12 protein-coding genes are annotated in these 14063 nt (G+C 44.6%); 11 read left to right on the forward strand and 1 reads right to left on the reverse strand.

Annotation, left to right across the window (positions count from 1 at the left end; translation table 11 throughout):
• Positions 1-407 precede the first annotated feature (407 nt).
• The 8 genes from BLA28_RS34460 to BLA28_RS25135 all read left to right on the forward strand — a co-directional run bounded on the left by BLA28_RS34460 (position 408) and on the right by BLA28_RS25135 (position 9015).
• Complete coding sequence (locus BLA28_RS34460) at positions 408-572, forward strand: DUF255 domain-containing protein (protein ID WP_009253627.1); 165 nt, start codon at positions 408-410, stop codon at positions 570-572.
• A 38-nt stretch (positions 573-610) separates the two neighbouring features.
• Positions 611-2566 (forward strand): thioredoxin domain-containing protein, encoded by a 1956-nt coding sequence (locus tag BLA28_RS25105; protein ID WP_069156937.1) that lies wholly within the window; start codon positions 611-613, stop codon positions 2564-2566.
• 57 nt (positions 2567-2623) lie between these two features.
• The gene (locus BLA28_RS25110; protein ID WP_242880580.1) at positions 2624-2986 is read left to right on the forward strand and encodes a hypothetical protein; all 363 of its coding nucleotides are present in this window, start codon (positions 2624-2626) and stop codon (positions 2984-2986) included.
• A 246-nt stretch (positions 2987-3232) separates the two neighbouring features.
• Positions 3233-3676, forward strand: a complete 444-nt coding sequence (locus BLA28_RS25115) for a helix-turn-helix domain-containing protein (protein ID WP_069156938.1) — start codon at positions 3233-3235, stop codon at positions 3674-3676.
• Positions 3669-5531 carry a protein kinase domain-containing protein gene (locus BLA28_RS25120; RefSeq protein WP_069156939.1) on the forward strand — a complete coding sequence of 621 codons (1863 nt, stop codon included), beginning with the start codon at positions 3669-3671 and terminating at the stop codon, positions 5529-5531. Before BLA28_RS25115 ends, BLA28_RS25120 begins: the two co-directional genes overlap by 8 nt.
• Positions 5532-5623: 92 nt before the next feature.
• On the forward strand, positions 5624-7024 hold the full coding sequence (locus tag BLA28_RS25125) for a hypothetical protein (protein WP_069156940.1): 1401 nt from the start codon (positions 5624-5626) through the stop codon (positions 7022-7024).
• An 84-nt stretch (positions 7025-7108) separates the two neighbouring features.
• Positions 7109-7987 carry an SDR family oxidoreductase gene (locus BLA28_RS25130; protein ID WP_069156941.1) on the forward strand — a complete coding sequence of 293 codons (879 nt, stop codon included), beginning with the start codon at positions 7109-7111 and terminating at the stop codon, positions 7985-7987.
• Positions 7988-8244: 257 nt separating this feature from the next.
• The gene (locus BLA28_RS25135) at positions 8245-9015 is read left to right on the forward strand and encodes a ComEC/Rec2 family competence protein (RefSeq protein ID WP_141702908.1); all 771 of its coding nucleotides are present in this window, start codon (positions 8245-8247) and stop codon (positions 9013-9015) included.
• Between the two features lie 125 nt (positions 9016-9140).
• On the opposite strand, the gene BLA28_RS25140 is transcribed toward BLA28_RS25135, so the two are convergent.
• The gene (locus BLA28_RS25140; RefSeq protein WP_044968754.1) at positions 9141-10034 is read right to left on the reverse strand and encodes an AraC family transcriptional regulator; all 894 of its coding nucleotides are present in this window, start codon (positions 10032-10034) and stop codon (positions 9141-9143) included.
• A gap of 401 nt (positions 10035-10435) precedes the next feature.
• On the opposite strand from BLA28_RS25140, the gene BLA28_RS25145 reads away from it, so the two are divergent.
• The 3 genes from BLA28_RS25145 to BLA28_RS25155 all read left to right on the forward strand — a co-directional run bounded on the left by BLA28_RS25145 (position 10436) and on the right by BLA28_RS25155 (position 14057).
• On the forward strand, positions 10436-12127 hold the full coding sequence (locus BLA28_RS25145; RefSeq protein WP_069156943.1) for an extracellular solute-binding protein: 1692 nt from the start codon (positions 10436-10438) through the stop codon (positions 12125-12127).
• Between the two features lie 80 nt (positions 12128-12207).
• Positions 12208-13146 carry an ABC transporter permease gene (locus BLA28_RS25150; protein ID WP_044968758.1) on the forward strand — a complete coding sequence of 313 codons (939 nt, stop codon included), beginning with the start codon at positions 12208-12210 and terminating at the stop codon, positions 13144-13146.
• Positions 13147-13157: 11 nt separating this feature from the next.
• Positions 13158-14057 carry a carbohydrate ABC transporter permease gene (locus BLA28_RS25155; RefSeq protein WP_069152827.1) on the forward strand — a complete coding sequence of 300 codons (900 nt, stop codon included), beginning with the start codon at positions 13158-13160 and terminating at the stop codon, positions 14055-14057.
• The last annotated feature ends 6 nt before the right edge of the window (positions 14058-14063 follow it).

The raw sequence follows: 14063 nt of genomic DNA on the forward strand, positions 1-14063 counted from the left end.
TCACTTTTCTTCAATGAAAATGATACAGTCATCTCCGTTTGGATGTATCTTTTTTTTATTATTGCACACTACTAAATCTGCTTACTCAATCTTCGCACCTGCCCCTGTCCCTACCGGCCCCTGTTTTCGTGGCGTCGGCCCGGTTTGGAACCCCTTCCCTCTGCACCGGCCATGCAGGAATCCTTAAAGGGGACGTTTTCGCTCGGATAAACACGCAGCGGTACTAAGGCCGCAAAATACGCGGCCTAAGGACCGGCGAGTTTATACGCCCCTTACAGGAAATCCTGCATGGCCGGTGCAGAGGGAAGGGGTTCCAAACCGGGCCGACGCCACGAAAACAGGGGCCGGTAGGGACAGGGGCATGTGCGAAGTTTGAGTAACCTATATCAAGAAAGAAGGTGATGCCCATGAATACAGCTGAAAACGTACCCAATCGCTTAATCAATGAAAAGTCTCCATATCTGCTTCAGCATGCCTACAATCCGGTGGATTGGTTCCCCTGGTGTGAGGAAGCATTTGCGAAAGCAAAGGCGGAGGACAAACCGATTTTTTTAAGCATTGGGTATTCTTAGGTGTGTTCGATTAATCAGTTTGTCACTGGTGCCATGTTATGGAACGGGAATCCTTTGAAAATGCTGCAATAGCCGGACTTTTAAACAGGGAATATGTTTGTATAAAGGTGGATCGGGAGGAACGGCCGGATATTGATTCCGTATATATGTCGGTCTGCCAGGCTATGACAGGGCAGGGCGGCTGGCCGCTGACCATAATCATGACACCTGACTGCAGACCATTTTTCGCAGGCACATATTTTCCTCCCACAGCCCGTTATGGCAGTGTGGGGCTGCAGGAGCTGCTGACGGCAGCGGCTGCACAATGGAAGCTGGAAAAAGAAAAAATCCTGGACAGCGCTAAGCAGATAACCGCATACGTAAAAGAACAGGAACAGCCGACGGCGGCCGAACCGGGAAAAGACATGGTACATCTGGCTTTCCGGCAGTTCGCGGATAACTTCGATAAAAAGAACGGCGGATTCGGCGGTGCCCCGAAATTTCCCACACCTCATAACCTGATGTTCCTTCTGGAGTACGGCATTCGGGAAAACAGCCGGGAGGCATTGGATATGGCGGAAACGACTCTGATACAGATGTACCGCGGAGGGATATTTGACCATATTGGCGGAGGATTTTCCAGATATTCTACAGATGACAGATGGCTGGTGCCGCATTTTGAAAAAATGCTGTATGACAATGCGCTGCTTGCCATCGCTTACCTGGAAGCGTACAGCCGGACAGGGCGGAAGCTGTATGAATGTGTGGCCAAGAAGGTTCTCGGATATGTGGAACGGGAGCTTACGGATGCACAGGGCGGATTTTACTGCGGACAGGATGCGGACAGCGACGGTGTGGAAGGAAAGTACTATGTGTTTACACAGGAGGAAATAAGGCGGATCCTGGGAAAGGAAGAAGGAGACGCTTTTTGCGTGCAGTATGGGATTACCGCGAATGGCAATTTTGAAGGAAAGAGCATACCGAACCTTCTGGGGAATAAAGATTATGAAAGGATCTGTGAGGAACAATTCGGCTGTGACGGTGGAGGCCATATGGACGGAATCGGAAGAGAAGCCTTCCAAAAGCTTTATGAATATCGTATCAGGCGTGCACCGCTTCACAAGGATGATAAAATACTGGTTTCCTGGAACGGCTGGATGATCTGTGCATTTGCAAAGGCAGGCGCCGTGCTTGGAGATAAAAGATATGTGGATATGGCTGTCAGGGCAGAAGGCTTTGTCAGACAAAAACTCATGAAAGACGGTCGTCTGCAGGTGCGATACCGGGATGGAGATGCGGCAGGAGAAGGAAAGCTTGATGACTATACCTGCTATATTCTTGCCCTGCTGGAGCTTTACCAGGTGACATTTCAGACAGCTTATTTAGAGCAGGCTGCCCGCTGTGCGGAGATTTTGCTTGAACAGTTTTTTGTTCAGGAAAAAGGGGGCTTCTATCTGTATGCCGAAGACGGGGAGCAGCTTTTTATGAGGACAAAGGAGAATTACGATGGCGCGATGCCGTCAGGGAATTCTGTGGGCGCCCGGGTGCTTCATAAGCTGGCACAGATCACAGGTGAGACAAAATGGCAGGAAGCGCTGGATAAACAGCTGTACTATCTGGCCGGTGCCATGGAAGGGTATCCCTCAGGGCACAGCTATGCGCTCTTAACTATGATGGAGGTGCTTTATCCGACAAAAGAACTGATATGTACGCTTTCCTGTGATTTTGATTCCGATACGGAAAGACGGACGAAGCGGCTGGCACAGCTTGCATATCTTGCGGAGACAATACCGGGACTGTCTGTTATAGTGAAAACACAGAAGAACGGAGAGGTGCTCGGAGGACTGGCGCCATATATACAAAATTATCCTATACCGGAGAAGGGTGAACAGTTTTACCTTTGCAGCGGCAGTCAATGTATGCAGCCCGTATCCGAGCTTACACAGCTGCAGCGGCTGTTGGGAGCGGAAGGGGCAGCGGAACACGATATTTTCAAGGATTTTAAGCGCTTTTAGAGTCACAGGCTGATCCGCCGGACATAAGATAATTATTTAAAGAATTTGGATAATATCGTGATAACAGAAACGGAACGGTATGTAATCAGCTTCTTTGGTGTTGATTCAAAATATTATACAAATGAATTTGTTGCACATCTTTGGGAAGAGAGTTCAAATAAAGAATACCGGAATTCGGGCATTTTTATTACAGCGCGGATGAGCATAGAAAGGCTTGTGTGCGGACAGATAAGAGGGTGCACATTAGGCGATACCGCACACATTATTACGTCGGTAAGAAATCCGGTGGAAGTGAGAAGCCAGGAGGCGTTCTGGAATTCATATATAAATATTACGAAGGAAGTCAGAGAAAAACTGGGGAATCCAAGCTGTACGATTTCCATTGAAAATATTAATTACAGGTATTTTACTGAAATATGATATTTTCAATGGAAAAGAGGATACAGGAAACGGCGCCTGTATAAGAAAAAGGTGGATTATGCTCCGGTTAGACAGGGCGCCGTAATCACAATAAATGTTGTGTCAACTTTTGCTTGTATGTCAACGAAAGATACTCCTTGAACGGTTTTATAGGTTTTATCGCGGATAAAAGGGTCATATTGAATGAGAACTTTTTGTATGCTATAATTCGGTTAAAATCGGCAAAGAAAGGTAAGGGCAGGACATATGAAAACGCTTGATACCGGAGAATTGATGCAATTACTGCAAAGTAAAAAGAGTTTTGAACATATTATTTCTGTGGGAGAAAGCAGCATGAAGCCGCTTTCTCTTGAAGCTTTTATGGAGAGGAAAAGGCAGGAAAAGGGATTAACGATTCCGCAGGTCATGATATCTTCCGGGTTGAGCAAGTCTTATATTTATCAGATCTTTGAAGGAAAAAGAAGGGCGGGAAGGGATGTAATGCTTCGGATTGCTTTTGGAATGAGGCTATCCGTGGAAGAAACACAGCGGCTGCTTACACTTTCAGGTAATAGTATTCTATATCCGAAGGTAAGAAGGGACGCCGCTCTTATTTATGCGCTTGATAAAAAAGGTACGCTGATAGAAGCCGAGCAGTTGTTGGAAGAACTGGACGAAAAACCATTGTATGGAGAAAATCGGAATGAGTGAGGCTGAAAAATTTATCGGGCGGTATGAGCAGGATATTTTGAGCAGGGTATATCTTCCAAAGGCCATAAAGGAGAGGTGCCGGTTAACAGCATGTTTGAAAGCAGAGGATGACAGGGAAGTGTACCTCGTAAAAGGAATGGACGAAAGGAAGATGATTCTGAAGATTCGGGCGGTGGGGAGACCGGATTCCCTGGAAAGAGAATATCAGATTCTGAAGGAACTTTCACATCCCCAGCTCCCGGAAGTCTTTTTTTATATGGAAGAGGCGGGTAAGGAATACATGCTCCGCTCTTATATTATGGGGAGAAGCCTGGAAACAGTGGTGAATGAAGAAGGTGCATTATCGGAAAAAGAAAGCATCCGGATTCTGCTATCATTCTGTGATGTAATTGAGTACCTGCACAGCAGGAAACCGCCGGTGATTCACCGAGATATCAAACCTCAGAATATCATACTGACGCCGGAGGGTAAGTGTGCACTGATAGATTTCGGTACGGCCAGGTTGTATAAGGAAGCAAATAAAGAAGATACGATTTTCATGGGAACCCAGGCGACTGCGCCTCCGGAGCAGTTTGGTTATGGGCAGTCGGATGAAAGAACGGATATCTACGCGTTGGGTATGCTTATACGTTTCCTGCTGACAGGCAGTCTTGAAAAAGAAAGCAATGCAATATACTCTGGCGCTCTGAAAAAAATAGAAAGTAAGTGTACGGCATTTGACCCCGATAAACGTTATACCGATATTCACAGAGTTATCATCGCTTTAAAATTTGTACAGCACAGGAAAACGACGTATAGAGCGGCTGCAGCCATTTTTTCTGTCATTATAATTTTCATAGCGGCAGCAGGAATATGGAAAGTGAATACAGGTGCGGAATTTAGCAGCCCGCTTCTGGAGCAGGCGATCCGCCAGGAGCTGGACATCCCGCCGAACGAAACCATTCCGAAAAATAGGCTTTCAGAGGTACGACAGATTACTATCTGCGGCAATGATGTACTGTCGGACTGGACGGAACACAGTTCATCTCACTATGATATGAAAAATGACAGCACACTATGGAGTGGGAAAGGAGATATATTTGAGCTGAAGGAATTAAAACAATTGCCGAATCTCGAGGCACTGGTTCTGGATTATCAGGATATTTCCGACATTACGCCTTTGGCAGATATGCAGCTGAAGTATTTAAGCCTGTGCGGGAATCCCTTTACGGATTTGACTGCTCTGGCAGAAATAAAGACGCTGCAGGCACTATGGCTGGAGGATGTGCCTGTATCGGATGCTTCTGTGTTAGCACAGCTAACTTCTCTTCAGGAATTGGAAATCAGCGGGACGAACCTGGCAGATGCGGAGGATTTCTGCAGGCTTCCGTTGGAAAGCCTGAAAATGGGCAATACATTAATAACGGATTTATCTCCGTTGAGATGGCTGAGAGGGCTTACCGTCCTTAATGCAGGCACAGTGAATGAACAGGGAATGGAAACCATTCAAACCATGACACAGCTTGAATATCTGACAGTCAGTGGCCGGTTAGAGAATCTGGAAGGTTTTTCAGGTTTCCAGCGGCTTAAAATGCTGGATGTGAGTATGAGCCGCCTGAAAAGTCTGGAAGGAGTAGAAAAGCTGCCGCATCTTGAATATATGGGATTTGGTTATACCGAGCCGGACAGTCTGGAGCCTCTGACGCGGAATAAGGTTTTTTATATTGCGGAAATGGTGGGGGCAGAAATAGAGGATTACACGCCGCTTCTTCGCTGTGAAAATCTTAGAGAAGTGCATGTGGGACTTAGCCAGAAAGAGGAAACGGAAAGACAGCTGAAGGGATCGGGCCTGAAGATTTATGCATGGGAAGGATAGGGCAGTGCGAGAAGTCCGCAGTCTGCGAACCATATCTAGTGACCGTTTTGCTATAATGAGAAAAATAGTAAATATGGAAACGGAGGATAGATATGAAAGGATTGAAGAAATGGACTGCGTTTTTAATTGCATTAACACTGTTGGTATCGAGCTGTATTTCAGTGTTGGCTGCGCCCGAGGTAGGAGAAGATTGTACCTTCGATGACCTTTCACGTTTTACGGAGTATTATTTTGATGAGTTTTTTAGGAATCGGGATATATGGGAGCGGGAGGACGGGGAATCCATGGATCCTAAAGATATCCCGGAGGGGCAGGAATTTGTCAGTAAAACCTATGCTGATGCTTTTAAAGAAAAGGCAGACGAGCTGTGGGCTGTGGGAGATGCAGGTGAAGATGCTATTAAGGAATTTGACGTACCGGAGAATAAAGATGCACGTCGTGAGCTGTATCAGGCATTGAAGGAGCGGGCAGAAGCATTAGACAATAATGTGGAGACGGGGACGCGCCCGGCTGTTTTGGATTCGCTTTATACGAAAATGGATAAGGCATGGGATCTGGTGAACAGCCTTACGGACAGCTATGGGGATGTGGAAGACGAGGACAACAGTGCGAAAAATGTCCATGTGATTTGGCTGGAAGAAGAGGAAACAGTGGATGAAGAATTTATTAAGGAAATGAATGCTGAGATTCCGGGTGGTCATTATTGGATTCTGGGTGATGACTGGATGAATTATTGGCAGGGCTCAGAGGCTATGGATTGGATTCTTGAAACATTGAATGACTGCGGTGCGAAGCTGGAAAAGGCTGAAAATGCAGGAAGCTGGGACGAACTGGATGGTTTGTCGGGGACAATAGACAAGGCGGCTGACAGAGCGCAGGAAATGCGCCGGTATCTGGAAAGCCATCTGTATCCCAGGCCGGAGCCCGGAAAGCAGGAGGCCTCTTCACAGGCGGAAGAGAGCCGTGGAGAAGCAAAGGATAAACAGGAGACACCTCTTCCGGAAAGGACCGCGAATCAGGTAAAAGGTTCTGACGGAAGGGAAATAGTATCCACGCTTGCGGGTGTGTATTCCGCCCAACAAATAAATGGGATCGCTGTGATAACAGGAAAAGAACAGGCAGAAGCGGCGGCGGGGCTGCAGACTGCAGGAAGCAGACTCAGCATGTATACCAGTGATGTCTCTGAAAATAAGGAAATAGTAAGTGTAATGTCGGATGCGGCAAGGCTGTTAGGAGCGTATACAGCATGTTCTTTACAAATTGATTTATATGAAATCGAAGGGAACAGGGTAAATGCTGTCAGAAATACACAGGAACCCTTACGGCTGGTACTGGAACTTCCCCGGAACATGATTAATGCCAGCCATACATTCAGCATACTTGTTCCGGACGGCATCGGCGGCGTGCTGGAAATGAAGGATTTGGATCAGGATCCGGCAACAATTACCATAGATGCCACAGTTTTTGGAATGTGGACAATTATATACAGATAACAGAGCGGTTAAAAGAAACAGGGCTGACATTTTCAATTATCCATATGCATACCATAGAAAGAAGAAAAAGAGTCTGAGGATCATATGGAAAATTGTAACAAAGAAGAGACATTTCCCACATCCTTTCCTCCGCAGCACCAATGCAGGCAGCCGGGAATAGAGTGGGAGATGAGGCCGAGACCCGTATTTGAGGACCCATGCTATACAGGAAGCTGTAAGCTGAAAGGGAAAACAGCGTTAATTACCGGAGGGGACAGCGGAATCGGCAGGGCGGCGGCAATTGCCTTTGCCAAAGAAGGCGCCAACCTGGCCATCGTTTATTTGAATGAGAATGAAGATGCAAAAGAGACAAAAAAGCGGATAGAAGAATTGGGGCGGGAATGTATCCTGCTCTGCGGGGACATCCGCAGGGAGAGTGTATGCAGACAGATGGTGGAAAGCACGGTATCCGAGATGGGCAGCCTGGATATCCTTGTGAATAATGCTGGCGTGCAGTTTCCGCAGAACAGCATTGAAGATATTACCGAAGAACAGCTTCGGACTACTTTTCAGGTTAATCTGTTTCCCATGTTTTTCTTTGTAAAGGCGGCACTGCCTCATATGAAGAGAGGGGATTGTATTGTAAATACTGCCTCGGTTACCGCATATGAAGGCGAAGCGGATCTGATCGATTATTCCGCAACCAAGGGAGCCATTGTTGCTTTTACCAGATCTCTGTCCCTGTCCCTGGCAGACAGGGGGATACGCGTAAATGCGGTGGCTCCCGGCCCTATCTGGACACCGTTAATTGTATCTTCCTTTACGGCGGAAAAAGTAGCCGTATTCGGCCAGGATGTACCTATGAAACGGGCGGGGCAGCCCTGTGAGCTCGCACCGGCTTATGTATATCTGGCAAGCGGTGATTCGTCTTATGTTACAGGGCAGGTGATACATGTGAATGGCGGGACTATAACGGGGAGCTGATTAAGTCCGGTGGTTCATATGATAAATTGTAAGAGCAGCGGTCCCGTGGGATTCCCACGGGACCGTTTGTTATATAGTGGGGAAATCCTTTTGCTGAAGGGAAAATGAATAGGAGTATTTGATTTTGGAGGTTTGTTCGTATAATATGAATGTGAGAACCTTTCTATTCTTTCAGGAAGAAAATCAGTAAAGGGAGGTGCAAGGCTATCAGAAAGTTTTTGACAATTCTGGGATGGTGTCTGCTGATTGGCGGATTCATGGCAGCGATCTGGTTCGTATCCGCTCCCGAGAATCAGGTGACGGGGCCTGTGACTGTAGTATGCATGCAGACCGAAGATGATGCGGATGCTTCGCTGCTGTATCAGGATGGTGCGGCAGTATTGATTGATACAGGAGAAGAGACGGATGCGGATCATATTCTGGAGGTATTAGAACAATACGGAGTTACCAGACTGGATTATCTGATATTGTCTCATCCGGATGCGGACCATATCGGAGGAGCGATGAAGATCCTGAGCAAAATACAGGTGGAAAGAGTAGTCCAACCCTATTATCCGAAAGAGAATAAACGGCTGAAGAAGCTGAATGAGTGGCTGGACGAGCAGGGGATTCCGGTGATATATCCCACGCGGACACGGCGTCTGCAGGCCGGCGGAATGAGGCTGCTGGTATACCCGCCTATGGAGAAAAAATATAATGATTCCAATAATTATTCTCTCGGAGTGCTTGTACAGCATAATGATGTAAATCTGATGTTTGCGGGAGACGCACTGCGTAAGCGAAGCGAGGAGCTGCTTACTATTGATTGGCCTGAGATTAGTCTTTATAAGGTAGCGCACCACGGGAGAGCCAACTCGGCATCTGAAAAACTGTTCAGGGCTCTTCAGCCCCGTTATGCCGTGGTGACAGCATGTCCGTCGGATGAGATTATACAGGAAGTGGCCGGGGAACTGGGAACGATGCTGTACTATACGGCGGAAGGCGATCAGGTGTTTATGAGTGACGGCATCGTATTAACGCCGCAGTAAAACAACTCTGATGGCACTGGAGCAGCTAAAGGACAGGAGAACAGAAAAAAATAATAACATGTTTGGAACAATAGCGGTTCCGTGAGATTCTCACGGGATCGTTTATTATATACAGACTTAGTAAATTACCGCAATTGAGGACTGAAATGTTTCTTGTAATATAAATTTCTATATTGGCTGGGAGTCATATTCTCGGTCTTCTTAAAGGTTTTCATGAACTGCTTTTCATCGGAGAAGCCGGAATTAATGGCGATTTTCTTGATGGGATCAGAGCTGTTGAGAAGCATTTGCTTGGCAATGGAAATACGTGATATGTAGATATATTTATTCAGCGAATACCCTGTATGCCGTTTGAAAAGTGAAGAAAGATAATTAACATTATAGCCAAAATGAAGCGCAACATCATGAACCGATAGCTTGGTAATACAGTTTGCGTGTATCCATTCTTCTATCTCTTTGACATTATATGCCGTCTTATTCATAATGCCGTTTTCGGAATTAAATAAAGTTTCGTTCATGATTTCAAGAATAAGTAAACTTAATGCATAGTTCCCCTGATATTTTGAAAAATAGTTCTGCTGGGATAAATCCATAAGCAGACGGAAAATAAGACTCGGTTTATCCGCATTGTACATTGTCCCTGTTTCGGGCAGAAGATAACCTGTAAAATTTGCAGCGGACTTGTCTGTATTTTTATGAACAATGGATTTGGCAGCCTGTTCCGAAATGATTTCATACTCATTGTTTTTAAAACGAAAATGGCACCAGTAATAGGACAAACCTGGAGTGGACGGGAGATATCCATAATGCTCTTGTCCGGGAAAAAGAATGACATATTGATTGGGGTGCAGCTCATAAAGATTTTGGTTCTGGGCGATGAACAGGGTGCCGTTGCAGAGAAGGATCAGGACAAAAACATCCATACTCCGCTTGATGTGAATAAATGTATCATGAGAATATAATTGGCCGCATTCGTCATATTCAATTGGCTCACTGCTCGGAGCGAATAAGTAATTCATGTATTTTTACCACCAAATCTATTATTTGATTACTTTCATTTTCTAAAATATAATATTATAATTAAGATGTCAATGATGCAAATTGACCAAAAAATATGTCAATGATAGCGCTTGAGTTGAGCATATTTATTTCGTCAGGTTCTAATTGATAAAAAAACATAATTTTTTTGATGTTTGAAAAAGAGTGTTATATAAAAGGAAGGATTCAAAAAATGCAGGTTTTTTTATATGTGATATTTGGCACCTTATTTATCATTTTGATATATGAGAGAATACCGGACGAAAAGGTTAGTCAAACAGCTTATGAATAATGCCGTGAATATTCATAAGCTGCACGGCGGTTAAAGAACAACGATACAACGTAAATGTAAAACAAATTAAAATTGTTTTGGGGGTTTCGTATGAAAAAAAATAAAGTTTTGGCAATCATATTGTCTGTTTCTTTACTTCCCGCAATGCTGGCCGGATGTATGCCCGGATCCATGCAGGAGAACAAAGAAAGTGCTCCGGTTGAATCGCCTGCGTCGGACAGTCAGGCAGTGAGTGAAGCGGCTTCGACGGAAGAAGCTTCTAACGCGGCAGACGGATATTCTCTGCCGTTCTGTGAACCGGGAAGCGTGAGTTTTTCTTTCCTTACTTATCAGAACTGGCATGCTTCATCCTTTTATGATTCCACGGATGGTCTGCCGGTGGAAAATAAACTGGAGGAATTGACAGGGGTTCATATTGACTGGGAATGTCCTACTTCCGATTATAATACGGTTGCACAGACCAGACTCGCAGCAGGAACGGGGCTGCCGGATATTATGCGTATTCCCAATGGTACTACCGGCCTGATGAATGCTGTAAACCAGGGACTCATACTTCCGTTAAGCGATTATATGAGTCCGGAGACGACGCCTTATCTCTATAAATTAATGGATAAGCAGCCTATCTACCGTGCTTATATGCAGGCTCCTGACGGAAAAATTTATGGGGTGGCTCATTCGGAATATAATGTAAACAATGTGGTATTTATGTGGAATACGATTCGGAAGGACTGGCTGGATAAGCTGAATCTGAAGATGCCCGAAACAATTGATGAATATCATGATGTTCTTGTGGCATTCAGAGATCAGGATCCCAATGGAAACGGGGAAAAGGATGAAATTCCGCTGATATACCAAAATGAGGATATGTTTGGCCTGTATTCCTTTAAAACTGCGTTTGGTTTTAAATATTCGGATATATGGTCACAAACGGATGGGAAGGTTGCATTTGACTTAATGGATGATAAGTTTTTTGATTGTCTTACAACTCTGCATCAATGGTATGAGGAAGGTCTTTTGCAGCAGACGATCACCAGTTCGGAAGGTTCCACTTATCTGTCACAGGATCGGGCGGGCGGCCGTGTCCTTTCTTCTTCTGATAACCTGATCAGTGATGCCAACCTTTCAAAAGCGATTGAGCCGGATGCGGAATTCGTATTTATCAATCCGCTTTACAATCCGGATTATCCTGAAAATACAGATCCTTATATCAATAAAAGAAATGAATTTAATGATTATTTTGTTATAACAGCTGACTGTAAAAATCCTGAAATTGCCGCTAAATGGCTTGACTGGGTTTATGCCAGTGAGGATTCTGTAACCTTACGTTATTGGGGAATTGAAGGAGATACCTATACTGTTGATGAAAATGGGAACAAAGAATATACCAAGAAGGTTACGGACGGAAGTCCTATTGATGTTCTTCGTGAAATCGGAGGATTCCCCAATTTTGTGGGCAATGAATATGGAGAACCGATATTGGCCATGTATAAAGATACTTATGTGGAAGAAGCTTACAAGACCTTCAGTGACAGGCTTGAATCCAGGCTGCCCATAATTCTTGGAACGGAAGAAGAAAATGAGACCTATTCCAAGCTTTGGCCGGATATCGATACTTATGTCAGGGAAAATGTTGTTAATTTCATTATTGGCACACGTCCGTTAACAGACGCAGAGTGGGAGAATTATAAAAAGGATTTGACGAATATGGGAATAGAAGATGTTATTGCCGTTAAGCAATCCTGGTATGATCGTGCAGATGAAATTATGGGAACCAATAATTAATTGGAAGGATATCCTCCCGGACTGTAAAAATCCGGGAGGATATCAAAAAAAGCCCGTCTGTTCGGAAGGGAGGAACAATTGTGAGCAAGGTCAGGATTGATAAGAAAAATATACGGAAATCTTTTTTTAAGTCTGTTAAGAGGGATAAGTATCTGATTCTCATGGTTTTGCCCTGTATTTTATTTTTTGTCATTTTTCATTATATCCCCATGTTCTGGAATATCATAGCTTTTGAAAAATATAATGCCCGCCAGGGGATTTTTGGGAGTCAGTGGGTCGGACTGGAAAACTTCAGACGTTTTTTTGCAAGTCCGTATGCTTTTCGGGTAATTCGAAATACATTGGTTATCAATTTAATGGATCTTGTTTTCGGTTTTCCGGTACCCATAATATTTGCACTGCTGCTCAATGAGGTACGCAACAACAAAGTGAAACGCACCATTCAGACTTTTACCTATTTGCCGCATTTTATTTCTGTAGTAGTGGTAGTAGGAATGATGAATATTCTGCTTTCGCCTACAGATGGTTTGGTAAACAAGCTCATTGTGGGGCTGGGCGGAAACAGTATTAACTTTCTGGTTGATGTGAAGTGGTTCAGATGGCTGTATGTATTATCTAATATCTGGCAGAATTTCGGCTGGGATTCTATTATTTATTTCGCGGCTATTGCAGGGATTAATGCAGAAATATACGAAGCGGCCATGGTGGACGGGGCCGGCAGATGGAAAAAGATGATTTATATTACACTGCCGAGTATAGTTCCCACTGTAATCATTTTGCTGATTATGCGTATCGGATGGCTGCTGAGTGTAGGGTTCGAAAAGGTGCTTCTCATGTATAACGAGGCTACCTATGAAGTTGCCGATGTGATATCTACTTATATCTATCGGGCATCTCTGCTTAATGCAGACTTCTCTTACGGAACGGCAATAGGACTGTTTAACTGCGTCATCAGCCTTGTGCTGGTACTGGGTGCAAACTGGGTAAGCAGGCGCTTCAGTGAAACTTCATTATTTTAGGAGGTAAAGAAATGGCAGAAAAAATAAAACGGTCAAAGCGCCGCAGGGATGGCGGAATAACAGGAAGCATTGTGATATATCTGATAATGCTGTTTGCGTCAGTCATTACCCTTTATCCGTTCCTTTATGTTATTGCCAACTCTTTGAGCGATCCGGCCGAAGTCCTGCGACGGAGTGTGGTTTTATGGCCGGTTAATTTCTCTATCCGTTCTTATCAGGTACTGCTGGGCCAGAAGGACGTTTTTCAGGCGTACTATAATACGATCTGGTATACGGTAGTGGGTACGATTGTCAATATTATTTTTACAATTATGGCGGCATATCCGCTTTCTCTGAAACGGTTCTGCCTGAGAAAGTTTGTATCCACTATGGTGGCAATAACCATGTTTGTATCAGGAGGAATTATTCCTACTTATATCGTTGTGAATCGGATTGGTTTATATGATTCGCCATGGGCCTTGGTTATTCCTACGGCTGTTTCCGCCTATAATCTGATTGTGGCACGCAGTTTTTTTGAATCCCTGCCTTTGGAACTGTCAGAATCTGCATATCTGGATGGGGCAAATGATTTCGTGGTACTGTGGAGAATCATTGTCCCTGTTTCGAAACCGATTATAGCAGTTCTCGTTATTTTTTATGCCGTGGGCCATTGGAATGACTATTTCAATCCTCTTATTTACCTGAAGAGCGGTTCACTGAAGCCGATTCAGATTTATCTGAGAGGCATTCTTATCGCAAATGACAGCGGCTTGACAAATACAGGCGGCGAGATAGGATTAGAGCAGAAGTATTTATTCGAAGCCCTGAAATTTGCGGTAATTGTAATTACCGTTCTACCCATTACCGTTATTTATCCTTTTTTCCAAAAGTATTTTGTGAAAGGTGTAATGGTGGGAGCGGTGAAAAGTTAAGATTTA

Source organism: Eisenbergiella tayi, from assembly GCF_001881565.1.
Classification (GTDB): domain Bacteria; phylum Bacillota; class Clostridia; order Lachnospirales; family Lachnospiraceae; genus Eisenbergiella; species Eisenbergiella tayi.